Annotated in this window: 23 protein-coding genes, 1 other RNA gene and 1 pseudogene; 20 read left to right on the top strand and 5 right to left on the bottom strand. The window is 65.3% G+C overall.

What is annotated here, in order from left to right; translation table 11 throughout:
- Positions 1–38: 38 nt before the first annotated feature.
- Complete coding sequence (locus tag AB1446_04885) at positions 39–392, top strand: cupin domain-containing protein (protein ID MEW6546237.1); 354 nt, start codon at positions 39–41, stop codon at positions 390–392.
- Here the strand turns inward: AB1446_04885 and AB1446_04880 are convergent.
- Entirely contained in the window at positions 384–956 is a 573-nt protein-coding gene (locus AB1446_04880; GenBank protein ID MEW6546236.1) for a lactate utilization protein, read from the bottom strand. The two genes, AB1446_04885 and AB1446_04880, sit on opposite strands and share 9 nt — an antisense overlap.
- A 162-nt stretch (positions 957–1,118) precedes the next feature.
- Between AB1446_04880 and AB1446_04875 the strand changes: the two genes are divergently transcribed.
- The 18 genes and pseudogenes from AB1446_04875 to AB1446_04790 all read left to right on the top strand — a co-directional run bounded on the left by AB1446_04875 (position 1,119) and on the right by AB1446_04790 (position 22,809).
- Positions 1,119–2,492, top strand: a complete 1,374-nt coding sequence (locus AB1446_04875) for a magnesium chelatase (GenBank protein ID MEW6546235.1) — start codon at positions 1,119–1,121, stop codon at positions 2,490–2,492.
- Between the two features lie 3 nt (positions 2,493–2,495).
- Entirely contained in the window at positions 2,496–4,313 is a 1,818-nt protein-coding gene (locus AB1446_04870; protein ID MEW6546234.1) for a VWA domain-containing protein, read from the top strand.
- Between the two features lie 176 nt (positions 4,314–4,489).
- Complete coding sequence (locus tag AB1446_04865) at positions 4,490–4,876, top strand: lipopolysaccharide assembly protein LapA domain-containing protein (GenBank protein ID MEW6546233.1); 387 nt, start codon at positions 4,490–4,492, stop codon at positions 4,874–4,876.
- Between the two features lie 50 nt (positions 4,877–4,926).
- Positions 4,927–7,146, top strand: coding sequence for a bifunctional (p)ppGpp synthetase/guanosine-3',5'-bis(diphosphate) 3'-pyrophosphohydrolase (locus AB1446_04860; GenBank protein MEW6546232.1), 2,220 nt, complete (start codon positions 4,927–4,929; stop codon positions 7,144–7,146).
- A gap of 80 nt (positions 7,147–7,226) precedes the next feature.
- Positions 7,227–7,676 carry a D-aminoacyl-tRNA deacylase gene (dtd, locus tag AB1446_04855; protein MEW6546231.1) on the top strand — a complete coding sequence of 150 codons (450 nt, stop codon included), beginning with the start codon at positions 7,227–7,229 and terminating at the stop codon, positions 7,674–7,676.
- Between the two features lie 96 nt (positions 7,677–7,772).
- On the top strand, positions 7,773–8,399 hold the full coding sequence (locus tag AB1446_04850; GenBank protein MEW6546230.1) for an MBL fold metallo-hydrolase: 627 nt from the start codon (positions 7,773–7,775) through the stop codon (positions 8,397–8,399).
- Positions 8,400–8,514: 115 nt separating this feature from the next.
- Positions 8,515–9,327: a M55 family metallopeptidase gene (locus AB1446_04845; GenBank protein MEW6546229.1), complete on the top strand. Its 813-nt coding sequence runs from the start codon at positions 8,515–8,517 to the stop codon at positions 9,325–9,327.
- Between the two features lie 52 nt (positions 9,328–9,379).
- Complete coding sequence (hisS, locus tag AB1446_04840; GenBank protein ID MEW6546228.1) at positions 9,380–10,681, top strand: histidine--tRNA ligase; 1,302 nt, start codon at positions 9,380–9,382, stop codon at positions 10,679–10,681.
- Between the two features lie 76 nt (positions 10,682–10,757).
- Positions 10,758–12,545 (top strand): aspartate--tRNA ligase, encoded by a 1,788-nt coding sequence (gene aspS, locus AB1446_04835; GenBank protein MEW6546227.1) that lies wholly within the window; start codon positions 10,758–10,760, stop codon positions 12,543–12,545.
- A gap of 155 nt (positions 12,546–12,700) precedes the next feature.
- Positions 12,701–12,898, top strand: a non-coding RNA gene (ssrS, locus tag AB1446_04830) — 6S RNA.
- A gap of 121 nt (positions 12,899–13,019) precedes the next feature.
- Positions 13,020–13,343: a thioredoxin gene (trxA, locus tag AB1446_04825; GenBank protein MEW6546226.1), complete on the top strand. Its 324-nt coding sequence runs from the start codon at positions 13,020–13,022 to the stop codon at positions 13,341–13,343.
- A 151-nt stretch (positions 13,344–13,494) separates the two neighbouring features.
- Entirely contained in the window at positions 13,495–14,022 is a 528-nt protein-coding gene (locus AB1446_04820; protein MEW6546225.1) for a hypothetical protein, read from the top strand.
- Positions 14,023–14,099: 77 nt separating this feature from the next.
- Positions 14,100–16,052: a TRAP transporter fused permease subunit gene (locus AB1446_04815; protein ID MEW6546224.1), complete on the top strand. Its 1,953-nt coding sequence runs from the start codon at positions 14,100–14,102 to the stop codon at positions 16,050–16,052.
- Positions 16,053–17,051, top strand: a complete 999-nt coding sequence (locus AB1446_04810; protein ID MEW6546223.1) for a TAXI family TRAP transporter solute-binding subunit — start codon at positions 16,053–16,055, stop codon at positions 17,049–17,051. It abuts the gene before it with no gap.
- Between the two features lie 9 nt (positions 17,052–17,060).
- Entirely contained in the window at positions 17,061–18,584 is a 1,524-nt protein-coding gene (locus AB1446_04805) for a succinate CoA transferase (protein ID MEW6546222.1), read from the top strand.
- A gap of 95 nt (positions 18,585–18,679) precedes the next feature.
- Positions 18,680–20,698, top strand: coding sequence for a sigma 54-interacting transcriptional regulator (locus AB1446_04800; protein ID MEW6546221.1), 2,019 nt, complete (start codon positions 18,680–18,682; stop codon positions 20,696–20,698).
- A 227-nt stretch (positions 20,699–20,925) separates the two neighbouring features.
- On the top strand, positions 20,926–22,704 hold the full coding sequence (locus tag AB1446_04795) for a thiamine pyrophosphate-binding protein (GenBank protein MEW6546220.1): 1,779 nt from the start codon (positions 20,926–20,928) through the stop codon (positions 22,702–22,704).
- A gap of 3 nt (positions 22,705–22,707) precedes the next feature.
- Positions 22,708–22,809 (top strand): annotated as a pseudogene (locus AB1446_04790) (hypothetical protein).
- Between the two features lie 43 nt (positions 22,810–22,852).
- Here AB1446_04790 and AB1446_04785 read toward each other — a convergent pair.
- Positions 22,853–23,089 (bottom strand): hypothetical protein, encoded by a 237-nt coding sequence (locus tag AB1446_04785; protein MEW6546219.1) that lies wholly within the window; start codon positions 23,087–23,089, stop codon positions 22,853–22,855.
- Positions 23,090–23,151: 62 nt separating this feature from the next.
- Between AB1446_04785 and AB1446_04780 the strand changes: the two genes are divergently transcribed.
- The gene (locus tag AB1446_04780) at positions 23,152–23,838 is read left to right on the top strand and encodes a hypothetical protein (protein ID MEW6546218.1); all 687 of its coding nucleotides are present in this window, start codon (positions 23,152–23,154) and stop codon (positions 23,836–23,838) included.
- Positions 23,839–23,879: 41 nt separating this feature from the next.
- On the opposite strand, the gene AB1446_04775 is transcribed toward AB1446_04780, so the two are convergent.
- The 3 genes from AB1446_04775 to AB1446_04765 form a co-directional block, all read right to left on the bottom strand.
- Positions 23,880–24,212 carry an AzlD domain-containing protein gene (locus tag AB1446_04775; GenBank protein MEW6546217.1) on the bottom strand — a complete coding sequence of 111 codons (333 nt, stop codon included), beginning with the start codon at positions 24,210–24,212 and terminating at the stop codon, positions 23,880–23,882.
- Entirely contained in the window at positions 24,209–24,889 is a 681-nt protein-coding gene (locus tag AB1446_04770; protein ID MEW6546216.1) for an AzlC family ABC transporter permease, read from the bottom strand. The genes AB1446_04775 and AB1446_04770 overlap by 4 nt, the downstream gene beginning before the upstream one ends.
- A gap of 487 nt (positions 24,890–25,376) precedes the next feature.
- Entirely contained in the window at positions 25,377–26,306 is a 930-nt protein-coding gene (locus AB1446_04765) for a nitrite reductase (protein ID MEW6546215.1), read from the bottom strand.
- Positions 26,307–26,568 lie beyond the last annotated feature (262 nt).

The raw sequence follows: 26,568 nt of genomic DNA, 5'->3' as shown, positions 1-26,568 counted from the left end.
CCTCGGCCCGGGGAGTGTTTGATGCGCCGCGTGGGGGGGTGGTGTTAATGAAGATCGTGGAGAAGCCCTGGGGACGGGAGATCTGGTGGGCAGTGACGCCCTCCTACGTGGGCAAGATCATCGAGGTCAAAGCCGGGCACAGCTTGAGCCTGCAGTATCACCGCGAGAAACTGGAGAGCATGTATTTCCTGCGCGGGAGCGGGCGTCTGCTGGTGGGGGACGAAGAACAGGAGATCGTGCCCGGCCTGGCGGTGACCATCCCGCCCGGGACGGTTCACCGGATATGGGCCGGTGAAGACCTGCAGATCCTGGAGGTGTCCACTCCCCAGGTGGAGGACGTGGTCAGGCTGGAGGACGCCTATGGCCGGGCGGCCGAACCCGGGTCAGGCTGAGGCGGCCCGCTGGGCGGCCTGGGGTTGATCTATACAGAGGATGTGCAATTCCGCGGGTCCGTGCACGCCGATGGTGAGCACGCGCTCGATGTCGGCGGTCCGGCTGGGACCCGTGATGAGGGCGGCGTAAGCGGGGGGCTGGCCGCGGCCCGCGATGTAAGGCAGGGCTTCTTCCAGGGTCCCCACGATGCGATCGGTGGGCAGCACCGCCACGTGCACCGGGGGCAACATGCTGGCCAGCCGCAACACGAGAGAGGTGGCGTCCTGGTAGAGGGTGCCCGTCTCCGCGATGCCCAGGTCGGCCTCGGTTACCCCCAGGGCAGCGCGGTCCGCGCCCGGTTCGGCGTCCAGCAGGACCTCCACGCCCTGACCTGAGAGGGTTGCCACCAGGTGCATTCCCCCCAGGAGGGGGCCGGTTGCCACCAGCACGGGTGCCAGCTTTCGTTCTGCTACCAGGCGGGACACGTAAGCGCAGGCTTCCTGTGGCCCGGGCAGGCGCTCCACGCGGGCACCCGCCTGCTCTGCCCTTTGCCGGAAAAGCTCAAACAGGTCCGCCCCTGCCACCCCAACCCCTCCCCTGCGAGTCCTCGCTTGCCTTTTCGCTGCCGGCAGCCCGCTCCCCTGCCTTATGGCATCGGCGGGAAAAACTGGCCGGGCAAGCTTCTTATGGCCGGCTTGCCGCCGGGAAACAATACATGCCGCAAAGCGAGGCAGGGGGTGCGGGCGGTGCTGAGTTATCACGAATTGATTCGCTATCCGGGGAACCAGGCGCTGTTCGAGGCCATCGAAATGAGCGTCCTGGGAACGCTGTGTGGTCGCCCCCTGCACCTGCACGCAGAGGGGTTGCGGGGGACGGGCAAGACCACCATCCTGCGGGCAGCGCGCCATGTGCTGCCCCCCATCCTGCGTATCGCCGGGTGCGTGTACAACTGCCACCCGGACCGTCCCCACTGCCCTCACCACCGGGACCTCGGTCGGGAAGAGGTGGCTGATCTGGGGACGGAATGGGTGCCCATGCCGTTTCTGGAGATAAGCCATTCAGCAAAGCTGGGTACCGCTGTGGGGAGCATCGACTTGGGTCGCCTGACATCGGCCTGCGGCGCGGAAGCGGCTCTCCTGCCCGGCACCATCCCCCAGGCTCATCGCGGCATCATCTTCGTGGACGAGATTAACCGCCTGGCGGAGACTTCGCCCGAACTCACTGACGTCCTGCTGGGAGTGATGGGCACCAAACCGGGGAGGGTGCAGATCGAAGAGACCGGGTTGCCCGTCGTCTCGGTGGAGGTGAACGCGTGTGTCTGGGCAGCCTCGAATCCCGACGAGGACCCTGGTCCCCTGGAGGACATCAGGCGGCAACTGGCAGACCGATTCGACCTGGTGGTGAATATGGGCCGCCCCGCCGCCCCCGAAGCGGTGAGGCGGGTCCTGGAGGTGTCTGATGCCTGGTTGCGGGGAGGTGACGCCGTGGTTCCCACGGTGGTCACGCTCAGCCCTGCCGACCTGGAACGTAATCGCACGCGCTGGAGCCATTTCGTGCAGTGGATGCCCCAGGTGGTGGTGCCCGACGCCCTGCGCGCTCTGGTCGCCTCGCTATACGTGGATTTTGGTTTCGAGAGCCTCCGGGCGGTGGAGGCCTGGCAGTTGGGGGCACGCATGCATGCCTGCCTGGCGGGCCGGAAAGAGGCGCAGGTAGCGGACTTCCTGGCCGTGGCCCCGCTGGTGCTGCGCCACCGGGTGGACATGTCCACCCTGAGTGAGGTGATGGCCCGGCTCGATTCTCCGCGGGAACCAGGAGGCGGAACGGCGGAGGCTCAGGTGCCCGCCGCTGCCCCCACCCAGGAGCACACGGACGGTGGCCTCACCCACCTGTTCGCCCGTGCCCGGGATAAGCTGCAGGCCCTGCTGGGGGGTGAGCCGGGCGGGAGTGTCGGGGGGAGATTGGGTCGGGAGGGGAGGCCCGGGCGCGGCGGCCCGGGTGGACAGGGAGCGGGGGGTGCATCGCCCCTGACCGACCCCCTGCAGGCACCCGTTGGTTCTCCGCCGGCGGTGGCACGGCCCCTGGTGGAACTGCCCGTGGCGGCCTGGGTCAGGGAGGAATAGGGTGTGTTCCTGAACAGGTTGCGTGCCCTGGCGGATGCCGAGTTCCTGCGCAGCGCCGGCCAGGTGATTTCGTCTGCTCTGGAATCGGGACGGGGGGTGCACGTGGGGGAAGCCGCGGTGGCATCCCTGAAAGTCCATACCGTGGATCCCCGGCGGCCTCAGGAACTGCACGTGTTGACGGGATCAGACGCCGGGCAGGTGTTCTACCACCGCCGCCGGCCGGGAGACGTAATCCACCTGGACGTCTTTCACCAGTTGGGGGCAGTGGATCACCGCGGGGTGGCCAGGGCGCTGGCGCGGGCGGTTGACGCCTGGGTCGCCACCCCCGGTCTGCCCTGGATGAACGAATTCCCCGACCGCTCGGCGAGCCGGGTGCTGGACTACGTGGACGTCCAGACGGCAACGGGCGGGGGTCGGTGCACGGGCAGCCTGAAGTACGGGCGGCGGGCCTCGGTCCGCTACGCCCATTCTAACCACGTCCATATCGCCGCCCGCATCCCCCGGGAGATGATGGGCCTGCTCCTGTTCTTCGTGGCGGCGGTGGAAGAACAGGTGATGCTGGGTGGGCTGGAGATCCGCAAGGTGGAGAAGGTGATATGCGATCCGCCCGCTCCTCCCGGCAGTCCCGAGGTTGACCTCTCTCCTTACCGGTCGCTCTCCGACTCCCTCCTGCGGGAGGAGACTCCGGGGGAGCAGTCCCCGCAGGTGCAGGCCAGCCGGCAACTTGAGTTCGCCCTCGAATTGGCGGAGGAACTGGGCGGTGTGGGGGACCTGCAGGGGGCCCTGGATGCGCTGGCCGAGGATGACGGTATGCGTTCACTGGTGATCAGGATGGCCAGTTCCCACCGGTCGGTGTCCCGTTTCCTGGAGCAGTTACAGCAGCGCGGCCTGGTTCGCCGGGATGGGTGGAAAGTAGCCCTGACCCCTGCGGGGATGGCCCTGCGGCAGATGGTGCGGGAACGCCGGAAGGAAATCGAGCTTGAGTTCCGCAAGCTGCTGCGTCGCATTCCCGCCCCCGCTCCGGCGCCCTCCCGCGTCAACCGTCGTCTCGAGGGTCGTCCCGTGCAAGGACGGGGTCCGGCCATGCGTCCTGCACCCGTGGAAAAGGGGGAGTGGGCGCGAGAGCTTGCCGTCACCGAAACCGTGGTGGAATGCGTCCGCCGCCAGCTCATGCCGATGGCCCCCGGGGCCGGGTTGCCCGCGTCAGCCGGTGGGTTGCCGCGGGCGGTGTTGAGGCCCGAGGACGTGCGGGTGTGGCGGCACCGGCCGGGCAACCCCATCGACATCTGCCTGCTCATCGATGCCTCGGCCAGCATGGCGGGCCGGAGGCTGCGGGCGGCCAAGTTCCTGGCCCAACACCTGGTGCTGGCCACTCCTGACCGGGTGGCGGTGCTGGTGTTTCAGGAGCGGCAGGTGGAAACCTTCGTCCCCCTGTGCCGCAGTTTCTGCCGGGTGGAGCACGGGCTCTCCCGCATCGCCGCCCTGGGCCTCACTCCCATGGCGGAGGGTATCATGGGGGCCCTGGAGTACCTGCGCCGGGCGCGGGCGCGGAATCCGGTGCTGCTCCTGATTTCGGACGGTATCCCCACTGTACCCAAGTGGACGCTGGATCCCCTGAGCGACGCCCTGGATGCCGCCAGCCGCATACCCGCCGCGCGGGTCAACTTCGCCTGCATCGGCCTGGAGCCTAACCGTGCCTTCTTGGAGGGGCTATGCCGGCGGGCCAACGGTCACCTCTATATCGTGGATGAACTGGACAAGGAAGCCCTGGTAGCCATCGCCCACGCCGAAAGGCGCCGCGTGCGCCGCCTTACCGCTTGAACGTACAGCACCCGCGCCTGCGGGGTGCGGCGCGGTGCCGGTGCGGCCGATCCATTCCGGCGCCCAGGCGGTTGCCAGTACATTGGGAGGCCAGCAGGCGCGTGTGGCAGGAATGCAGGCGCTGGCCGGCGAATGGCTTGCCAAAAACGTCCTGAGGGGCGAGGGGGGCGCGGGATGTGACCTGGGCCTGGATGGTGTTGTTGGTGTCAGCAGTTCTGGTTGCGCTGTTTGCCGGTCAGAATACGGATCTGGTGGTAGTCCGCTTCCTGGGCTGGGAGGCGCGGACGTCGCAGGCCGTGGTCATCGTCCTGGCTGCCCTGGGGGGCGCGGCCCTCACCATACTCAGCGCGTTGCCGCAGCGGGTGCGGGTTCACCTGCGCACCTGGGACCTGCAGGGCCAGGTTCGCAAGTTGCAGGAAGAGAAACGCCTCCTGAGCGAGCAGGTCAGTAAAGCCCAAGAGGAAGCCCGCCGGTTGGGCGACCGGTTGCGGAAAGCCGAGGAGCAAGTGCGGCAGTTAAGCGAGAAAGTGCCGGAGGAAGCGGGGCAAACCGGCGAAAGGTGACACCGTCCGCCGTGGTCGACTATAATCGTTAAGGATGAGGAGGCATTGTGTTGAGTCTGCCCGAACGGGTGGTACGCAGCGAATACACTGAAGAACTCCTCCGGGCGGCGGATAAGCTCTTCGGGGTGCTGTGTGAGAAACTTACCGCCTATTACCCCGGCGCCGACGTGCAGCTGGTGGAGAAGGCATACCGCTTTGCCTTGCGGGCCCACCAGGGACAGCGGCGGGCTTCGGGGGAGTGTTACATTTTTCACCCGCTGGCGGTGGCACTTCTGCTCACCGAACTGGAGATGGACCCGGTGGGGATCGCTGCTGCTCTCCTGCACGACGTGGCCGAGGATACCGGGGTCACGCTAGCCCAGATCGAGTCCCAGTTTGGCAAACAAGTGGCCCTGCTCGTGGACGGGGTGACCAAACTGGGCCGCCTGGGATTTGCGTCCTCCCGGGAGGCCCAGGCAGAAAACCTGCGCAAAATGATCCTGGCCATGGCCCAGGACCTGCGCGTGGTGATTATCAAGCTGGCCGACCGCCTGCACAACATGCGCACCCTGGGGTACCTGCCCCCGGAAAAACAGCGCAAGATCGCCGATGAAACCCTGGAGATATACGCGCCCCTGGCTCACCGGCTGGGGGTTTGGCGGTTCAAATGGGAACTGGAGGATCTCGCCTTCCGTTACCGCGACCCGGATCGCTACCGGCAACTGGTCGCCCGGGTGGCGAAACGGCGTGAGGAAAGGGAGGCCCAGCTGGCCCAGGTCATCGAGGTGCTTAAAGAGCACCTGGCGGCAGCCGGTATCAGGGCGGACATTCAGGGGCGGGCCAAGCACCTGTGGAGCATCCACCGCAAGATGGTGGAACAGGGGCGAGACCTATCGGACATTTACGATCTCATCGCTGTCCGGGTGATCGTGGACACCATCCCCAACTGCTACGCTGCCCTGGGTGTGGTTCACTCGCTCTGGAAGCCGGTCCCTGCCCGCTTCAAGGATTTCATATCTGTCCCCAAACCCAATATGTACCAGTCCCTGCATACCACGGTAATAGGGCCCACCGGGGAACCGTTCGAGGTGCAGATCCGCACCTGGGACATGCATCGCACGGCCGAATACGGGGTCGCCGCCCACTGGCGCTACAAGGAGGGTGGGCGGGTCAGCGACCGGCGGTTCGAGGAGAAGCTTTCCTGGCTGCGTCAGTTGCTGGAGTGGTCCCGCGACCTGCGGGACGCCCAGGAGTTCATGGATTCCCTGCGCATCGACATCTTTTCCGACCAGGTTTTCGTGTTCACCCCCAAGGGGGACGTGATTGACCTCCCGGCCGGCGCCACCCCCCTGGACTTCGCCTACCGGGTGCACACCGAGGTGGGCCACGCCTGCGTGGGAGCCAAGGTAAACGGGCGCATTGTACCCCTCGATCACACCCTGGAAAACGGCGACATCGTGGAGATCCTCACCTCGCGCCACACCCGCGGGCCCAGCCCCGACTGGCTCCAGATGGTCAAGACCTCGGGGGCGCGATCCAAGATCCGCGCCTGGTTCAAGAAGCAGCGCCGGGACGAGAACATCGCGGCAGGGCGGGAGAGCCTGGACCGGGAACTGCGGGCCCTTGGGCTCGAGAGCAGGGAAGTGCGGCCGCAGTGGCTGGACGAACTGGCCCAGGAACTTAACTTCCCGGCCGCTGACGATCTGCTGGCTGCGGTCGGGTACGGGGCGGTGAGCGCCCAGCGGGTGGCCACCCGCCTGGCCGAGCGCCTGGGCCGACCGGTTCCCGGCATGACGGCGCCCGGTCCCGCTGCCCAGGTACGTCACAGCAGCCAGGGCGTCCTGGTCCGGGGGGTGGGGAACGTGCTGGTGCGGTTCTCGCGGTGCTGCACCCCCATCCCCGGCGATCCCATTATCGGCTACGTCACCCGCGGCCGGGGAGTGTCCATCCACCGGCTCGACTGTCCCAACGTGCGGGTGCTGGCCCAGGATTCCGGCAGGCTGGTGGAAGTCGCCTGGGACGAGGGCGCCGACGGCTGGTATCCCGTGGAGTTGCAGGTGCGGGGGCTGGACCGCCCGGGGATGCTTTCTGAAGTCACAGCGCTGGTGGCAGATGCGAAGGCGAACATCCTCTCTGCGCGGGCCTGGGCGGATAAGGGGGGGCTGGCCCTTATCGACCTGGTCCTTCAGGTGCACAACCTGCGGGAGCTGGATGAACTGGCCCGCCGCATCCGCAAGGTTAAGGATGTGGTCTCCGTCGAGCGGGTAGCGCGGGATTCCCGTGCCCCCTGACGGCGATCAGGATACTGGTGAGGCGGGTGCAAGCGGGTGGGGCAGCAGTCCCCTGCACCCGCGACCGGCAGGTGAGGCATTTGCGTGCGGTTGTTCAGCGGGTGAAATGGGCCCGGGTTTCCGTGGATGGCAGGGAAGTGGCGCGCACCGGGCCCGGCTTCCTGGTGCTGGTGGGGGTGGGGAGGGGCGACGACCTCGCGGCTGCCCGCTACCTGGCCGAGAAGGTGGCCACCCTGCGGGTCTTCGAGGATGGGGAGGGTAAGATGAACCTCTCCCTTGCGGATGTGGGCGGTGAGGTGCTGGCCGTTTCCCAGTTCACCCTCTACGCCGACTGTCGCAAGGGTCGCCGGCCCAGCTTCACGGACGCGGCTCCTCCCGGGGAAGCACGACCCCTGTTCGAGGGATTCGTTGCCGAGCTGCGCCAGCGGGGCGTTCCCGTCTTGACGGGTGCTTTCGGGGAACATATGCTGGTGGAGCTGGCGAACGATGGCCCCGTCACCGTCCTCCTCGACACCAACCGCACCTTCTGAAGTTCTGAGGTGCGGTGCCGGGAGGCGGGGGTGTGCCCGGTTGCCCGACACACGCAGGAGACCCCGGGGGGCGCCTGCAAGTAGCCGGATGGGGGGATGAGGTTGCTGCTGGAGACACTTGCCCTGGGTTGGTTCGCCGCCAACTGCTACATAGTGGGGTGCCCCGCCACGCGCGAGGGCATGATCATCGACCCCGGGGATGAGCCGGAGCGTATCCTGGAGGCGGTGCAACGCTTGAAGATCACGGTGCGTTGCATCGTGAATACCCATGGTCACGCTGACCACATCGGAGCAAATCGGGACGTAAAGGATGCCACGGGGGCGCCGGTGTGCATCCACCGCCTGGATGCCCCCCTGCTGGCGGACCCGGCCCGTAACCTGTCGGCCTGGGCGGGCGACCCCCTGGCCCCGGTGGCTCCGGGCCGCCTTCTTGAGGACGGGGACCTGGTTGAAGTGGGGCAGTTGCGCTTCCGGGTTCTCCATACCCCGGGGCACACGCCGGGTGGCATCTGCCTGGCGGGGGAAGGGGTGGTGTTTTCCGGGGACACCCTGTTCGCGGGATCGGTGGGACGGACCGACTTTCCGGGAGGTTCCCACGGTGCCCTCATCCGGTCGATCAGGGAAAAGCTTCTGCTGCTCCCTGACGATACGGTGGTGTATCCCGGACACGGTCCCTCCACCACCATCGGTGAGGAGAGAGCGGGGAATCCCTTCCTCCAGTGAGGGTTGGGGCCTCAATCAGCGAAGGTGGGCACGTCAGTCGGGGTTGGGGCGGGGGTGCCAGCAGGGCAAATCAGGTGCACGGTGAGGCAGCCTGTGCATGAAGGAGGAGTGGCAGATGAAGGTGTACATATCGGCTGACATGGAAGGCATAAGCGGCATCGTGCATTTCGACGAGACGGGCAGGGAAGGCGGGGAGGACTACCAGCGGGCCCGCCGGCTGATGACGCGGGAGGTGAACGCGGCCGTAGAGGGAGCCCTGGAGGCGGGGGCCACCGAGGTGGTCGTCAACGACTCCCACGGCAGCATGCGGAACCTGCTCCTGGAGGAGTTGCACCCGGCGGTCCGGCTCATAAGTGGGAGTCCCAAGCCCTTTTCCATGGTGCAGGGCCTGGATGAAAGCTTCCACTGCGCCTTCTTCATAGGCTACCATGCCCGCGCGCAGAGCCGGGGCGTGCTCAGCCACACCTACAGCGGCACTGTGGCCGAATACCGGGTTAACGGGCGCGTTCTGGGCGAGACGGGCATGAACGCGGCAGTGGCGGGAGAGTACGGGGTGCCTGTGGTGCTGGTGTCGGGCGATTCGGCCGTGGTGGCGGAGGCCCGTGCCCTCCTCGGTCCCGTCGAGACGGTGGCGGTCAAGGAATACGTCGCCCGCAGCGCTGCCCTGAGCCTGCCTCCCCAGGTGGTCCACGGATTGCTCCGGGAGGCGGCCCGCCGGGCGGTGGCCCGCACCCGCGAGATCCCGCCCCTGCGCATCGAGCGCCCCGTCGACTTGCAGGTCCGGTTCGTCCACAGCGGGCTCGCCGACGCTGCCGAACTCATGCCGGGTGCGCAGCGTCTAGACGACGTTACCTTGGGATACCGGGCACCCGATTTCCTTACCGCCTACCGGGCCGGACGTGCCCTCATCGCCCTGGCCGGCCGCTGATGCGCGTTGACACCCGGGAGCGGTGAATTTAGAATGGGGCCATGATGAGGGGGTGGCTCCAGCGGCCAGGGTCGTCGTACGCAGGCCCCGGGGCACGCAGGATGTGCTGCCGGGGACCGTTTACGTGTGGGAGTACATCGAGGACGTCATCCGGGACGTATGCCGGCGGTACCACTACCTGGAGGTGCGCACGCCCGTATTCGAACATACCGAACTGTTCGAGCGCACGGGAGAGGCCACCGACATCGTGGAAAAGCAGATGTACACCTTCCGCGATCGCGGGGGGCGCAGCCTGACCCTGCGCCCCGAGGGCACGGCCCCGGTGGTACGGGCGTACCTGGAAGCGCTCGAACGCCCCGTGCTTCCCTGGAAGGTCTACTATCTGGGCCCCATGTTCCGGCACGAGCGGCCGCAGGCCGGTCGTTTCCGGCAGTTTGTCCAGTTCGGTGTGGAGGCGTTCGGGTCGCACGATCCCGCCCTGGATGGCGAGGTGATCGCCCTCGCCTGGGAACTGTTCCGGCGGTTGGGGCTGGAGGGGCTTTCCGTCCACCTGAACAGCATCGGTTGCCCCCAGTGCCGGCCCTCTTACCGGGAAAGCCTGCTTTCGTACTTCCGGGGGCGCGAGGGTCTGTGCCCGGACTGCTTGCGGCGGCTCGGGGTGAATCCCGTTCGGGTACTGGACTGCAAGGAACCTTCCTGCCGGGAACTGGTGCGGGAAGCGCCCCGGCCCACGGACTTCCTGTGCCCCGATTGCCGGACCCACTTCGCCTCGGTCCAGGAGTTCCTGGCGCGGATGGGCATCCCCTTCGCCCTTGACTCCACACTCGTTCGCGGCCTGGACTACTACACCCGCACGGTGTTCGAGATCGTACACGGTGCCCTGGGGGCCCAGAACTCGGTGTGTGGGGGCGGGCGATACGACGGCCTGGTGGAGCAGTTGGGGGGTGACCCGACCCCCGGGGTGGGTTTTGCCGCCGGCCTGGAGCGGCTCATCACCACCCTGGAACTGGAGGGCAAGCTTCCCCCTCGCCCCGCCGAGGTGCAGGTGATGGTTCTGTGCGCCGATCCCGCCAGCCGCCCGGCGGCGCTCGACCTGCTGTACCGCCTGCGGCGGCTGGGCTGGCAGGCCGATACGGACTACCTGGGCCGGGGCCTGAAGGCACAGATGAAGCATGCTTCCCGCCTGGGGGCTCCCCTGGTGGTGATCGTGGGAGGGGACGAACTGGCGGCCGGGGAAGTTACCCTTCGGGACATGAGGTCGGGCGAGCAGGTGAGGGTAACCCCCGGTCTGCTGGACGAGGCGCTCAGGCGTCATCTAGCACGTGAACCTTCCCGGGCTGAGGGCGAGCCTTAGCCCGGGGATGATACCCGGTCGACCTGCTGTCGAGGGTACCGGCTCTGCCGGGGCTCGGTGACCGGGGCAGGAAGAGGTGGCAGCGTTGTTGCGTACTCATTACTGCGGTGAGCTGGGTTCCCGCGACGTGGGGCAGGAAGTCAGTCTGGCGGGATGGGTCAAGAGCGTCCGTGACCACGGAGGTTTGCTGTTCCTTGATCTGCGCGACCGATCCGGTGTGGTTCAGGTGGTTTTCCATCCCGCCGGAGAGGATGGCGGCGAGCTGTTCCGGCGGGCGCAGGAGCTCCGGTCCGAGTATGTGGTGATGGTGCGGGGACGGGTGGCCATGCGGCCTGCCGGGCGGGCCAACCCCAATCTGGCCACCGGTGAGGTGGAGGTGATCCCTTCCCACCTGGAGGTGCTTGCTCCATCCCTGGTGCCGCCCTTCGAGGTGGACGGACGCACGGAGCCGGACGAGCCCGTGCGCTTGCGTTACCGCTACCTGGACCTGCGCCGGCCCGTGATGCTGGGGCGCCTGGGCTTTCGGCACCGGGCGGTCAAGGCCATCCGTGACTTCCTGGACTCGCGGGGCTTCTGGGAAGTGGAGACGCCCATGCTCACCAGATCCACCCCGGAAGGGGCGCGGGACTACCTGGTGCCCAGCCGGGTGCAGCCCGGTCACTTTTACGCCCTTCCCCAGTCCCCCCAGTTGTTCAAGCAATTGCTTATGGTGAGCGGGGTGGATCGTTACTTTCAGATAGCCCGGTGTTTCCGGGACGAAGACCTGCGGGCCGACCGTCAGCCCGAATTCACCCAGATCGACCTGGAGATGGCGTTCGCGGACGAGGAGGACATCCTCACCCTCACCGAGGAACTGATGGCCCACCTGTTTCGTGTCTGCCTGGGGGTGGAACTTGAGCTACCCTTTCCCCGTTTTACCTGGGATGAGGCCATGGATCGCTTCGGTACGGACAAGCCCGACCTGCGGCTCCCATGGGAAATCGTAGACCTTTCCGACCTGGCTGCCCGGACTGAATTCCGGGTATTCCAGGATGCCCTGGCGGAGCGGGGTACGGTGCGGGGCCTGCGATTGCCGGGACTAACCCTTACCCGGCGGGAGATCGACATTCTCGCCGAAGAGATCGCCTCTCTGGGTGCCAGGGGGCTGGGGTGGCTGGCCTGGGAGGAAGGGGGACAGGTGCGCGGGTCAGTGGCCCGCTTCGTGGGCGAGGCCGCACCCGACTGGCGCCAGCGTCTGCGTGCCGTCCCCGGGGACACGGTCCTTATTTCGGCGGGACCGGTGCCCCTGGTGCGGCGGGTGCTGGGCTACCTGCGAAGTTGCCTGGCCGAGAAGAAGGAAGTGGTTCGGGAGCCGGGCTGGCGCTTCCTGTGGGTGGTGGAATTCCCGCTCGTGGAATGGAACGAAGAAGAGGGTAGGTGGGAAGCCGAGCATCATCCCTTTACTTCCCCTTTGGAGGAGCACCTCCCCTGGCTGGAGACAGCCCCCGAGAGGGTGCGGGCGCGTTGCTACGATCTGGTGCTCAATGGCGAGGAGCTGGGCTCGGGCTCCATCCGTATCCATCGGCGAGACCTGCAGGAGCGGGTTTTCCAGGCGATCGGCATTTCGCCCGAGGAGGCCCGGGAACGCTTCGGATTTCTGCTGGACGCGTTTTCCTACGGCGCTCCCCCTCACGGCGGGATAGCCCTGGGGCTGGATCGGCTGCTCATGTTGATGACGGGAGCCCCCAGCATGAGGGACGTGATTGCCTTCCCCAAGACAGCCCGCGCCGCGTGTCTGCTCACGGGTGCACCGGCGCCGGTGAGCTCCGCGCAACTGGACGAACTGCACCTTCGCCTGCGCACGCCGCCGGTCGACCGTCCCTGACCGCTCCTCCTTCTGACGGTCCGCATCGTCCCCGGGAGTGGCTGCTCCCTGCTGCAGCGACTTGTTGGCAACGAGTGGGAAATCCTTGGTTCGCCCCCTTGCCAAGAGCGGGCGGCTGTGCTAAACTGCATTTGACAAAATAATAGGGCATCGGGCTCGGCCTGCCGTGCGCGCTGTCTCGTTGCGAAGTTTTGGGCCAACACCAAAACAAAGGGAGCCTGGTCTCTGCCTGTGGCTTGCATGCCCCCCGGTGGCGTAGGGCCGGTTCCGGGGACGCAAAAAGCAGACAGGAGGGCACCCACCTGCGGAGAGCGGGTTCAAAACGACGCGAGATGCGGCACGGCGGGCCCTTTCGTTTTGGGTGCTGACACGGTATCCGCTGGGCTGGCCGCGCGGCGGCCGGTGCGGCTGGTATGTTGGTAGGGCAGGACGTGTGGTAGAATAGGGCGTAGTTTGTCCGAGGAGGCGATGGGGTTGGCGAAGCCTGTGGAGTTGACCGAGCAGAACTTCGCCCGTGAGGTGGGCGACTCCGACCTGCCGGTACTGGTTGATTTTTGGGCCCCGTGGTGTGGCCCCTGCCGCATGGTGGCTCCTGTCGTGGAAGAAGTAGCAGCGGAGTACGATGGTCGGCTGAAGGTTGGCAAGGTGAACGTGGACGAAAACCCCGACCTGGCCGGTCAGCACGGAGTGATGGCCATCCCCACCCTGATCCTGTTCAAGGGGGGGCAGCCCGTAGACCGCATCGTGGGCTACGTGCCCCGGGCAGAACTGAAGAAGAAGCTCGATCCCCACCTTTGAGCGGGGAACCCCTTCTCACTGCGGCCCGGGTTGCGGCCGTTTGCCGAACCCGGGCCGCCCTATTTCCCGGGTCGGGCAGGATATGCCGGCCTGTTTGTGGAATAACACACGGCAAAGCACGCGTTGGTGAGTCGCTGAGGCGGGAGGCAGGGTGGCGGCCGCGAGCCCGAAGCTTTTCCCAAAGCCCGGTCGATTGATTGCCGCCGGAGTGCTTGCCCTTGCGGCGGGTTATCTGTTTTCTCCCGTCACGGTGCTGGATCTGATGCAACCGCAGGCGGGTCTGGTGGGCCGCTGGATCATTTTTCCCGGGGAGCATGCTTTTCTTCGCTACCAGCATTCGCTTTACGATGCGCCGGTTGAGGAAGACCTCTGTCTGAAGGATACGGGGGTGTGTCTCACGGCGGTCAGGAGCCCCAGCCTGGCCTGCCTGTATTACTACGGCTTGGGCTCACCGCGACCGGATGGCGACGGCCAGTGGTGCCTGCCAGTGGCCTGGTCGACACGCGGGTTTTGGGTGCATCCCTCAGAACTGGGGCAGCGAACTCTCCGGCTGCGTGGTCGTGCCTATCCCTTGTGGCTGCTTGCCGGGGAACGCCCGGTGTTTCTCAGGGTGGGCGCGGTCCCGCGGTTGTGGGCCTGGTGCACCAGGAAGGATCCTCGGCAGCTCGGCGGCAGGTGACCGGTCTGAGCCCGGCCGGCCTGTTGACCTGCCGGGGTGGGAGGTAACAGGGGGCGGGTCGAACAGGAGGCCATCCAATGTCCTCAGACTTGACAGAAAAGGCGCAGGAAATGATAGAGCGGTTCGAGGGCGTTACCCGCCCCCTGACAGGACGGCTGGGTACGGGCGTGGCCATTCTGGCTGTTGCCACGTCCCTCTACCACCTCTACGCGGCCGTGTCCACCGTCACCACCCAGATTCACCGCGGCATTCACCTGCTTCTGGTTCTCGTGTTGACTTTTCTCCTGTACCCGGCCAGGAAGAACCGTTTCGCAAGCATACACTGGTGGGACTGGGCGCTGGCCGGTCTGGCCATCTTGCCCATGGGTTACATGTTCCTGGATTTCGGGGAGTTCGTGTACCGTTCAGCTTCGCCGCTCGGGCTCGATCTCGTCATGGGGACCATTACGATCGTGCTGGTGCTGGAGGCGACCCGCCGGACGGTGGGACCCGCACTGCCGACCATAGCCCTCGGTTTCCTGGCTTACGCCTGGCTGGGCCCGTACCTGCCCGAGCCGTGGGCCCACAGAGGGTACGGACTCGATCGGCTGGTGGGGCACACCTACATGACCCTGGAGGGCATATTCGGTGTCCCCATAGATGTATCTTCTACATTCATCGTTCTCTTCACCATTTACGGAGCAGTGCTCGAGCAATCCCTGGCGGGCAAGTTCTTCGTCGATTTCTCGCTGGCCGCCATGGGTCGCAGGAGGACCAGTGCCGGTCGCACCGTGACCCTCGCCTCTTTTCTCCTGGGGACGGTTTCGGGAAGCGGCGTGGCAACTACCGTTACCCTGGGATCGGTTGCCTATCCGTTGCTCAAGCGAGCCGGATACGACAGGGACACGGCGGGAGCCCTGCTGGCGGCGGGCGGAATCGGGGCGGTACTTTCGCCTCCCGTGCTGGGGGCGGCGTCCTTCATCATCGCCGAGATCCTCAAGGTCTCGTACCTGGAAGTCATCATGATGGCGACGATTCCCACTCTCCTGTACTACCTGGGCATCCTGCTGATGATCGAGGTGGATGCCCGCCGGTTCACGCTGGCAGAGGTGGCAGCGGAAGGTCCCCGGGCGGGCGAACTGGCACGGCGTTACTGGTATCACTTCACCTCGCTGATCACCATAGTCGTCCTTATGGCCGCCGGGTTCACGGCCATATGGGCTGTGTTTTGGGCTACTCTCATAGCCGTAGTTGTTAGCTACGTCAGGCTCGATACCGCCCTCCATCCCGCTCGATTGTTCCGTGCCCTGGAGAGCGGTGCCCGGGGCATTCTCACCGTTGCCCCCACCTGTGCCTGTGCCGGGATCATAGTGGGGGTCGTCACCCTTACCGGTCTGGGGCTCAAGTTCTCCAGTGTGATCTTGGACCTGGCCGGCGGAAACCTTCTTCTTACCCTGCTCCTCACCGCTGCGGTGCTGCTGGTGCTGGGGCTCGCACTTCCCATAACCGCATCCTACATCGTGGCGGCGGTGATCACCGCACCGGCCCTGATCAAGCTGGGGGTGCCTGAATTCGCTGCCCACATGTTCATCTTCTACTACGCGGTCCTTTCGGAGGTTTCGCCTCCCGTGGCGCTGTCGCCGGTGGCGGCCGCGGCGCTGACCGGCGGTAATCCTTTCCGGACCATGATGATCACCTGGAAATACACCCTGCCTGCCTTTCTGGTCCCCTTCATGTTCAGCCTGCACCCGTCCGGGACGGCGCTGCTGCTGAAGGCACCTCCCCTGCAGGTCCTGTGGGCCCTGGTGACGGGGGTGGCCGGTGTGGCGGCTCTGGCAGGCGCACTGGGAGGCTGGCTGCTGGGGCCTGCCCATCCCCTTGAGCGTGCCCTGCTGGGTGCCGCCAGCCTGTTGCTTCTGTACCCGGCTGTGGGGCGGGATCTGGCGGGGGCAGGTGCGGTGGCTCTGGCTGTCGGGATTCACGTGTGGAGGTACAAGGCGGGGAAACGCCGGGTCGCAAGAGAGCGAGGCCCGGAGAGGGGAGGATCGTAGATGCTGAGGGCGAGGAGGTCAGTGGCGGCACTCGGGCTGGTGGGCGTCCTGGTGGTGCTCATGGTTACTACCCTGGCACTGCAAGGATGCGCCAGGCCGCAGGTCAGGAGGCTGTCGATTGCCACGGGCGGGACGGGTGGTGTTTACTATGTGTACGGTGGTGGTCTGGCTGCGCTGGTATCCAGGTACGTCAAGGGGGTCGAGGCCACCGCCGAGGTCACGGCGGCATCGGTGGACAATTGCAAATTGATCGGAGCAGGAAAGGCTGATCTTGCCTTCGTCATGGCGGACACGGCCAACGATGCCTTCCGAGGGCAGGGTAAGTTCAAGGAGACCGGTCAGGTGCCCCTGCGTACCCTGGCAACCCTGTACAGCAACTTCACGCACATCGTGGTCCTCGAGGGCAGCGGCATCAGGTCAGTGGCAGACCTGCGCGGTAAGAAGGTTTCCACCGGTGCTCCCGGTAGCGGTACGGAGGTAATTGCCCTGCGGGTACTGGAGGCTTGCGGTCTCGACCCGGACAAGGATATAGTCCGCGATCGCCTGGGCGTTTCCGAGTCCGCTGGAGCCCTGAAGGACCGCAAGATCGACGCGTTCTTCTGGAGCGGGGGTCTGCCTACGGCAGCCGTACTGGATCTGGCCGCCACGCCGGGGATCAAGATAGCTCTCCTGCCCCACGAGGACGCGGTCAAGAAGATGGTCGAGAAGTACGGGCCCGTGTATTTCTCGCTTGTTATCCCCCGGGGAACGTATCCCAACGTGGACGCGGATGTGCCCGTGAGCGCGGTAGGGAACCTCCTAGTGGCCAGCGAGAAGATGGACGAGAATCTGGTGTACGAGATTGTCAAGGCCATGTTCGAACACCAGGCCGATCTGATCGCGGTTCACAAGGAAGCCAAGAACCTGACCCTGCAGACGGCAGTGCTGGGATCGCCCATCCCCTACCACCCCGGGGCGATCAGGTACTACAAAGAAAAACAGGTGTGGAAAGGACAGTAGCAACAGATCATGCACGAACTGAACATGGAAGTGGGGGCGGGGCTCCGGGATAGGGTACGCGACCCCCTGCTCCGGGGGCGGCTCATGACCGCCGATGAGGCCGCTGAAGTGGTGCCTGACGAAGCCGTCGTCGGCGTGAGCGGCTTCGCGCGGGCGGGTAGCCCCAAGGAAGTTCCCCTCGCCCTCGCCCGCCAGGCTCGGGAAGGACGTCGCCTCCGGCTCAGCATCTGGTCTGGTGGTTCGGTGGGCGGTGAGGTCGACGAGGAACTCGCGAGTGCGGGTGCGATGGTTCGCCGGCTACCGTACCAGTCCCTCGCCAACCTGCGTCAACTCATCAACCGGGGCGAGATTGCCTACGTGGACCAGCATCTGGGCGGGTGCCCGGAGATGGTCAGGGCCGGCCACCTGGGAAAGGTCGATGTGGCGCTGGTGGAAGCATGCGCCATCCGGGAGGACGGAGGGATCGTGCCCACCTCGTCGGTGGGGAACAGCGCCCTCTACGTCGCTGCCGCCGAGAAGGTCATAGTGGAACTCAACCTATGGCATCCGCCCGAAATGGAGGGGCTGCACGATATCTGGAGTTATTCCCTGCCCCCCGGTCGGGATCCCCTTCCTCTGGTGGAACCCCTGCAGCGCATCGGCGCTCCGGCCATCGGGGTGGACCCGGACCGCATCGCCGCCATCGTGGTGACGTGCCGACCGGATCACCCTTATAGTTTCGAGGTTCCCGACGACGCGTCGCGCAAGATAGGCGGACAGCTTGTGGAGTTCCTGCGTGGCGAGGTGCAAGCGGGCAGGCTACCGCCCGCCCTGCTACCTTTGCAGACGGGGGTCGGGAATGTGGGCAATGCCGTCCTGAACGCCCTGGAAGAGTGGGACCGGCCCGGTCTGGCCTTCTTTTCTGAGGTTCTGCAGGACGGCGTCCTCGACCTCATTGATGCCGGCGTCGCCCGCGGTGCCTCCGGCACTTCGCTGGCCCTTTCGTCGGCGGGTCAGGAGCGCCTGTACCGGAACCTGCACCGGTACCGGCATTTCCTGGTGCTCCGACCGCAGGAGGTTTCCAACAGCGCCGAGGCCATCCGCCGGCTTGGCGTGATCGCCATCAACACGGCGGTGGAGGTGGATATTTACGCACACGTGAACTCGAGCCACGTCTTCGGCTCACAGATGCTGAACGGGATCGGCGGCTCGGGCGACTTCTCGCGGAACGCCTATCTTTCGATTTTCGTAAGTCCCTCGACCGCGCGGGGCGGGAAGATCTCGTGCATCGTCCCCATGGTGTCGCATGTGGACCACACCGAGCACGAGGTGCACGTGCTCATCACCGAGCAGGGCGTGGCCGACCTGCGGGGCCTGAGCCCCCGCGAGAGGGCGCAAAGGATCATCGCGCATTGTGCCCATCCTGCCTACCGCCCACTGCTGGAGGATTACTTCGCCCGGGCCTGTCGGCAGGGCGGACACTCACCGCACATGCTCGGTGAGGCGCTATCCTGGCATCAGCGCTACCTCGAAACTGGTACCATGCTCCCGTGAACCTGTAGCGCGGCCGGGAGAGGTATGGCCTTCTCCGGAGTCGAAACCATTCCTGGAAGAAGGTGCACTTTTCGGCAGGGCGGCGGGGATCGGATATGCTGACGTTCCCCATCTCGGGCATACCCGAGGACAGGTTGCGTTCGGCCTGGGAGGAATTCGTGCGCACCGGCCGGGTTGACCGGCAGGTGGTGCGTCCGGTGATAGCCGACTCGTGGGCGAGGTGCAGGCAGCACGGCCTGGATCCCTGGCGGGTCGAGCGGGTGGCGATCACCGGGCGCGAGCTCGATGGGCGTCTCGCCAGGAGGCGAGCCATGATCGAGGCGGCCAGGCCGTTCATGCGCAGCCTGCACGAGCTCGTGGCGGGCTCGGGATTCGTTGTTTGCCTCTGTGATGAGGAGGGCTACCTGCTCGAGCTGGTGGGCGACGCAGATGCGGAGGGAGAAGCAGAAAAGATCTGGCTGGTGCCCGGGGTCAGGTGGTCTGAGGCGGTAATGGGCACCAGCGGCATAGGTGTCAGCCTGGTGACAGGCAGTCCCATCCAGGTGTGCGGGGCGGAGCATTACTGGGTGGGATGCCATTCCTGGACCTGTTCCAGTGCAGCCGTCCACGACCCCGATGGGAGGCTGATCGGGGTCCTTACCATGTCCGGAGACTACAGGCGCGTTCATCCCCACACTCTGGGCATGGTGGTGGCGGCCGCCCAGGCCATCGAGAATCAGCTAAGGGCGGCGTCTGCCTCAGACCGGCTGCTGGTAGCCCATCGCTACCTGCTGGCTACGATCGAGTCCATGTCCGAGGGACTGGTTTCGGTGGATACGGCCGGCCGGGTTACCCTCATCAACAGCGTGGCTGGTCGTTTGCTCGGGATGCAGGCGGGGGAAGCGGTAGGACGTCCCCTCGACCAGTTTCTGTTCCGGCAGTTGGGGTTGGCTGCCATCCTGGAAAGTGGCCGCGAAGTCGTGGACCGGGAAACCAACCTGGAACTGGGTACAGGTCGCCTCCACGCCACGGTGACGGCCAAGCCGGTGATGGGCGACGGCTGCACGGTCATAGGCGCCATGGCCATCCTGAGGGAGATGCGTAGCGTGCGCAGATTGGTCCATCGCATGGCCGGAGCCCAGGCCGTTTTCACCTTTGACGACATCATCGGGGAGAGTCCCGGCTTCCGGCGGGCGGTGGATCTGGCGCGCGCGGCGGCGGAGAGCTCTTCTACCGTTCTGCTGCAGGGGGAAAGCGGTACCGGCAAGGAGATGTTCGCTCACGCCATCCACAATGCGGGCAGGAGGCGCGACGGGGCATTCGTGGCCATCAACTGCGCTGCCATCCCTCGGGAACTGGTGGGAAGCGAGCTTTTCGGGTACGCGGAGGGTGCTTTCACCGGAGCGCGCAGGGAAGGGTCCCCGGGGAAGTTCGAGCTCGCCGATGGGGGCACTATCTTCCTCGACGAGATCGGAGAGATGCCGCTCGACATGCAGGCGGTGCTCTTACGGGTGCTCCAAGACCGGCAGGTGGTGCGCATAGGGGGGCATCGGGTGACGCCGGTGGATGTGAGGGTGATCGCCTCCACCAACAAGAACCTGTCCGAGGCGGTGGCCCGGGGCAGCTTCCGACGCGATCTGTACTTCCGGTTGAACGTTTTCCCCATTGTCATTCCCCCTCTGCGGGAGCGAAAAGAGGACATACCCCTGCTGGCCCGTCACTTCCTGTACAAACTGAATACCAAGCTGGGCAAGTCCGTGCAGGACGTTGGCAACCGGGCGCTGGAGCTATTGCTGGCGCACGACTGGCCGGGTAACGTGCGCGAACTGGAGAACGTGATAGAGTGCGCCATCAACGTCGCCCAGACCGGCGTCCTCGAGCCGGAGCACCTGATGGCCGGCCTGCGGCGCGGGCTCCGCGTGGCCGAGGGCCACATTACCCGGCCATCGGTGAAGCGTCTGGCCGACGCAGAGCGGCTCGCCATTGCCGAGGCTCTGGAGCAGAGCACGGGGAATGTGGCGGCAGCTGCCAGGCGGCTGGGCATCGCGCGCAGTTCTCTGTACCGGAAGATGCGGCAATACGGTATTGTCGTGCGCCGGACGTGGGCCGGTGGGACCGACACCTTCCTTGTGTAGCATTGCAAGACACATGGCGCAGATCACGACAGATGTTGCGGGACACGAGGACCCTTCCGGTCGTGCGTGCACGTCCCTGGTGCTGTCAGATTCCCGGTTTCTGACTCCACCCCGGGCTCTGCCTCCCGGCACGGTTATTGCGACCACAAGCCGTGACGGAAATTCTCTCGGAAAGGGGGGAGCAGCATGGCTGCCGACGGGGCGGATGGCAGCCTGCTGCGGGAGCCATGGCGGAGTACCGGGGTTGCGACATCATAGCCGAGTACCTGATCAAAGAAAAGATCCCCTACATCCTCGGGTATGCGGGTCACGGAGCCATAGGGTTGCTGGACGGCATTTACGAGCGCACGGACAAGATCAAGGTCGTCTGGCCGCGCATAGAGCAGGCGGCGGGATTCATGGCCGACGTGTACTTTCGGCTCACGGGGGTTCCGCTCCCCGTGTACGCCTCCACCGGTCCCGGGCCTGCTAACCTCACCATAGCGGTGGCCAACGCCTTCTACGACTCATCTGCGTTCCTGGTCATAACGGGGTGCCCGGCCACCGACCAGTTTGACACGGGCGCCCTGCAGGAAATCTACCGTTACTTCCCGGCGGACTTTCCTTCCATCTTCAAGCCCATAGTGAAACATAGCTGGCAGGTGCACAAGGTGGACCAGCTGGCCAAGTACCTGCCCAAAGCGTACAAGCTGATGCGTACGGGCAGGCCGGGTCCCTGCCACCTGGATGTCCCCTACGACATATACGTGTGTAAGGCCGAGGTGACGATCCCCGAGCCCGAAGAGTGGTCCACGCCGGTGGACGGGAGGACCCCCGGTTCTCCGGAAGCGGTGCGGAAGGCCCTGGGCATCCTGCTCGAGGCCCGCAGGCCCTTGATCCTGGCGGGGGGCGGGGTCATGGCAGCCCGCGCCACCGGCGAACTGCGTCAGGTGGCCGAACACCTTAACATCCCCGTGTACGCCAGCCTGATGGGTAAGGGTGTCCTGCCCGAGGATCACCCTCTGTACCTGGGGGTGACGGGGTGCTGGGGTTACTACCCCGCCGTGGAGGCCACCCGCAACGCGGACGTAATCCTGGCCCTCGGCTGTCGTTTCTCCGACCTGCACACGGCTTCCTGGCTCCCCGGTTATGCCTACAACATCCCGCCCACCCGGCTTATCCAGGTAGACATAGACGTTGCCGAGATAGGGCGGAATTACCCGGTGGAGCTGGGCATCGTCGCGGACGTGCGCGCCTTCCTGCAGCAGTTGCTGGAGGTGGTCCGACAGAGGACCGAGCCCCGCGGGGACTACCCGTGGCTGGACGAAATCCGGGCCTTCAAGGGAGAGTGGGACGCGTTCATGCGTCCGGCCCTGGAATCCTCCGCCTACCCCATCGACCCGCGGCGCGTGCTGGGCGACATGAGGCGCATTGCCCCCGAAGACACGATCCTGGTCGTGGACGTGGGGAACAACCAGGCCTGGTGCGAACAGTACTGGCAGACACCGCGACCATACACGCACATCAGCCCAGGTGGCTTCGCCGCCATGGGGTTCGGCGTGTGCGGGGTGCTGGGTGCCAAACTGGCCCGGCCCGATTCCCCGTGCGTGTGCGTGTGCTCGGACGGTGGCTTCATAATGACCCCCCACGCGGTGGCCACCGCAGTGGAGTACGACCTGCCGGCGGTGTGGGTGGTGCTCAACAACTACAGCATCGGGTGCATTCGCGATCTGCAGCGGTTCTACCTGGATGGCCGGGAGATCGGCACCAGCTTCCGGAAGGTATCCACGGGAGAGCTGTGGAACCCCGACTTCGCCCGCATGGCTGAGGCCATGGGCGGCCAGGGCATCAGGGTGGAGAAGGCGTCCGACTTCGGGCCCGCGTTCGAGCACGCCCTCAAGTCCAACCGTCCCACTGTGTTGGACGTGATCATCGACCGCGACCTGCCCGTACCTCTGATCGCCACATGGCAGATGCCGCCCATCCCGGCCGCGGAGCCCACATTCGGCAAGAGGAAGATCAGGTAGGATATGTTTCCCTTTGGTGCCGTAGTGGGCCAGGAGGAGGTCAAGAGGGCACTTCTCGTCAATGCTGTCAACCCGCGCCTGGGCGAAGTGCTGATATCGGGTCCCAGTGGTACCCCGAAGTCAATGCTCGTGCGCGGTCTGCTGAGGACTATGCCCGCGCTGCCAGGCCCGGGCGGCCTCGGAGCAGCTGCCGTCGCTCCGCCCGCCCATCCGCCTGGTCAATCTGCCTCTCAACGCCACCGAGGACCGGCTGGCAGGTGCCGTGGACCTGCGCCGCCCCCTGCGGGAAGGTCGGGCAGTTGCGGGAAGGCGCCGGCTGCTCAGCCTCGGTCAGTTGCGGGAAGGGGGCGGGACGGGTGACCACCGCCTCTCGTGAGGCGGGCAAGGTACAGCCTCCTCCGCCGATGTGGTGGAAGGGCTAGCGCCTCCGGTAAAGGGGGTCAGGGGATGGAAGGAGCGCCGCTTCCGGCATTGGTCCTTCTGGAAATGCTAGCCGATTCCCCCGACGGAGCGGTCCTGGATCTGCCCGGGGTGGAGGCGCAGTTCCGCTTCCTGGGTTTCGGCTCTCCGTGCCCGAGCGTGGACTACCTGGTCAGCGCCAGGCTGGCCCGGCTCACCGGGGAGGGCATCGAGCTCGTCGGGGAGAGCCGAGGGGAGGTCCTGAGATGGCTGGGTGGCCTCAGGTGGAGCGAGACGATCTCCCTGGGGGCCGCCACGGTGTCTTGGCGGGTCCTGGCCGGGCAGTTTGCCGGTTATTTGCGTGGGGACCGGCCGGGGGAGGGTCCACTGGCGGGGGGTGCCGTGTATCGCCACCGGAGCCACGCACTGACGGTGGTCGTGCGCCTTTCTCCGGCGGGAATCGGATACCTGCCGCCGGGCTTCGACGTGCTGGTCATCACCCCTCTGGCCGGGCGCGAGCAGGCGGCTGCTGACATCCTGTTGCGGTCCCCGGCCGTACGCGGGCGGGTGGGGCTGTACGACCTGGGAAAGCGCCTCAAAATGTCCCTGTCACTCAATCCACTGTTCACCCTTTTCGAATGGTTCCTGCGCGACGAATATCGGTGGCGACCTGCGCCCTCTACGGCGTTCACCGAGGCGCTGGTCAGGGCCGGGGTACTCGTCCTGGACACGTAGTATGCTCGGGAACATGCCGCATAGCTGTGCCGCTCGAATAGCTACAACAGGCAGTTGAGGGCGAATATGGCGGCCAGCCCGCACAGAACGGTGGCGAAGATGTTCCTCGTTCTCAGGGCTACGGCGACAGTGGGAGCCGCGGCGAGCAGCCCATGGTTATCCCAGGACAACCAGAGGACGGAAGCGCCTTCGACCTGTTTGACCAGGAGAGTGGGGACCAGCAAGGCGGCCATCACCGCCACGGGCACGCATGCCAGCCAGCGCACGAACCAGGCGGGCATGGGCAGCCGGCTCAACAGTACCAGCGGCGCCATGCGCGGTATATACGTTACCACGGCCATACCGAGGAATAGCAGCAGCAGCGGCGTCCTCATCTCTTGAGCAGCACCCCCGCCGTGGCGGCCACCAGGGTGGCCACGATGACGTTAGCGTTGCCGGGGACGTACAGCGCCAGCAGCAGGGATACTGCCCCGGCCAGCACGGCGACCAGCACGGAACTCCAGTCTTTGATCTGGAGGACGAGCAGGGCGATGAACATGGCGGGGAGCGCGAAGTCGATCCCGAGGCCGGCGATTCCGGACGCCATGTTGCCCAGCACGGCTCCGACAAGCGAGCTGGCGGCCCAGGCGAGATAGGCCGTGATCTGGAGGCCGGCGACGAAGGGAACGGTGGCCTGGCGTCCGGCGAGGGCGCTGCTGGTCACGACGAACGATTCGTCGGTGATCCAGAACGCGAGGATGGCCTGCAGCTTGCGGGGGATACGACGAAACGGCACGGACAAGGCGGCACTCATGAGCAGGTGGCGGAGGTTGACGAGAAACGTGGTGACGATGATGGGCCAGGCGCCCGCACCGGCGGCCAGCATCCCGACGGCGATGAATTGGGCCGACCCCGCGAATACGATGAGGGACATGGCCACGGTCTCTGCCGTCGTGAGGTGGGCTTGCCCCGCCACCACCCCGTACGCTATGCCAATGGGGACATAGCCCAACACGATGGGAAGAGCTGCCTGCGCTCCCTCGGCCAGGGTAAGTTTGCCGGCTTCCCGCATGCCCCTTGCTCCTCATGCAGGGTGTCCGGCGTCGGGCCGGACTTGTTTTCCAGTGTATCGCACCGGGTCCGCGTGTCAAGCACGGGCTTGAGAGCCCCAGGTCAGGAGGGCCAAGGGTGGCCCAGAACTCGCGGGCCTTCCAGGTTTCCGGTCGTGCTGGGCGCGGAGGAGTTTCAGGTAGGTCACGGTGAGCTGGGCGGGAGCAGGTGCGCGGGTGGGGGTGGGGGTCGACGTCGTTTTCGTAGTCCCGCGCGCACGCACCGTTGTGGCTTTTGAACGGCGCAGACCACCGCCCGCGCCCGCTTGCGCCAGCGTAGTCCAGCTGCTTCACAGCCTTCCCGGTCAGGGCCCTGGTGAGCAGGACACCAGAACCCGACTTGAACAGCTGTTGCGGATGCTGGATTGGCGACCGACTGATGGGAATTGGTTGCGGTCGCGCGAGCTCCGTACTCGGGGACAGACTGGCTCTGTGAGGCCGGATTACGTTTCACGAGTCACTTAAAATACCATTGCTTCTGAGGTATTCAGCCAACTGGCCTGTCCCTATAACATCTAGGTTACCCTCTCTATATACCCACAACCTGTCTTTCAAACAAATAACATTACAACCCGCTTCGGCTTCCACTGCGCAAGCATTGGCGCAGCCGCTGAGGGTTATCTGACCTTGCACATGGCCGCATGATACAATTTGCCCGGCAATTGCATGGACATCACCAACACCGTTCTTACAATACCGCGCTCCTATGCACGTCTTGATTCCTTCACTGCTCCAAGCCAGTGCTACCTTCAGGAATCGCAGAAGACCTATCCGGTTAATAACTTCACCGAGCCGCTCGTTCTCGGCAAGTGGAATATAGGCCTTGACTATCCGCTCGACAGTTTCGACTAGATACTCTTCCTTGATAACCATGTCCAGGCGAGTACCCAATTGGGGTTGACGCCCTGCTTTACCCCCAAGGTAAAGCCAGTACCCGTCCTGGACAGCAATGATACCCAGGTCATTTAGTTGTGCCTCCACGCATGAATTGGGGCAGCCATTCAAGGCCATCTTGAATTTTCTCGGCGTAGGCATCCCTGCAAGGCGTCGATTGATTTGTGCGGCCAGGGGAGTGACATCGCGGATCACATGCTTACAATACTGACTGGAACAGACTTTGACATTTCGCACCACCCGACCGATATCGGCCAAAGGCAGGCGGACCTTTTCTAACTCTTCCACCACCTGGTCAAAGTCCTCAGGCTTTATGCCGTAAATCATGATGGCCTGGGTAACCGTGAGCTTCGCCTTTCCGTAGCGTTGGGCCAGCCTACGTACGGCCTCCAGTTGTTCGGATTCCAGATATCCGTTGACAGGATGAATTAGTACAGCGTAAGTGCCGTCCAGCTGTTGTATAAACCCCTTGTGGGCGTACTTCATTTATTGTCGCCTCCTTACGCTAGCTCGCTGTAACCATTAGGAAGCTCTAGCAACAACTGGGTAGAGCGAGGGAACAAACGCCCGTGAGTACGATACCACCTCCGCTACGGATTTGGCAAGCCAGTTGGCCTACCGCTCCGTGTCAAGTTTCAGTAGGTCTCCCCGACCTGTATGTATTTGGAATCTCTAGCTTACCTCTAGGCCAACCCGAGTCAACTCCCGCAAAACGTACTTCACCCACGGCCGACCAGCATACGGCCCG

This window comes from Bacillota bacterium (genome assembly GCA_040757085.1).
In the GTDB taxonomy this organism is placed as follows: Bacteria; Bacillota; Sulfobacillia; order JACIYH01; family JACIYH01; genus JACIYH01.
Note: the sequence above shows the minus strand (reverse complement) of the source record. Positions and strands in the feature narration are given on the sequence as shown.

Bases quoted from the DNA above. Each gene is read 5' to 3' on its own strand.
- AB1446_04850 (MEW6546230.1), top strand. From the start codon at position 7,773: ATGAGGTTGCTGCTGGAGACACTTGCCCTGGGTTGGTTCGCCGCCAAC.
- AB1446_04845 (MEW6546229.1), top strand. From the start codon at position 8,515: ATGAAGGTGTACATATCGGCTGACATGGAAGGCATAAGCGGCATCGTG.
- AB1446_04815 (MEW6546224.1), top strand. From the start codon at position 14,100: ATGTCCTCAGACTTGACAGAAAAGGCGCAGGAAATGATAGAGCGGTTC.
- AB1446_04810 (MEW6546223.1), top strand. From the start codon at position 16,053: ATGCTGAGGGCGAGGAGGTCAGTGGCGGCACTCGGGCTGGTGGGCGTC.
- AB1446_04805 (MEW6546222.1), top strand. From the start codon at position 17,061: ATGCACGAACTGAACATGGAAGTGGGGGCGGGGCTCCGGGATAGGGTA.
- AB1446_04800 (MEW6546221.1), top strand. From the start codon at position 18,680: ATGCTGACGTTCCCCATCTCGGGCATACCCGAGGACAGGTTGCGTTCG.
- AB1446_04795 (MEW6546220.1), top strand. From the start codon at position 20,926: ATGGCGGAGTACCGGGGTTGCGACATCATAGCCGAGTACCTGATCAAA.
- AB1446_04780 (MEW6546218.1), top strand. From the start codon at position 23,152: ATGGAAGGAGCGCCGCTTCCGGCATTGGTCCTTCTGGAAATGCTAGCC.
- AB1446_04775 (MEW6546217.1), bottom strand. From the start codon at position 24,212: ATGAGGACGCCGCTGCTGCTGCTATTCCTCGGTATGGCCGTGGTAACG.
- AB1446_04770 (MEW6546216.1), bottom strand. From the start codon at position 24,889: ATGCGGGAAGCCGGCAAACTTACCCTGGCCGAGGGAGCGCAGGCAGCT.
- AB1446_04765 (MEW6546215.1), bottom strand. From the start codon at position 26,306: ATGAAGTACGCCCACAAGGGGTTTATACAACAGCTGGACGGCACTTAC.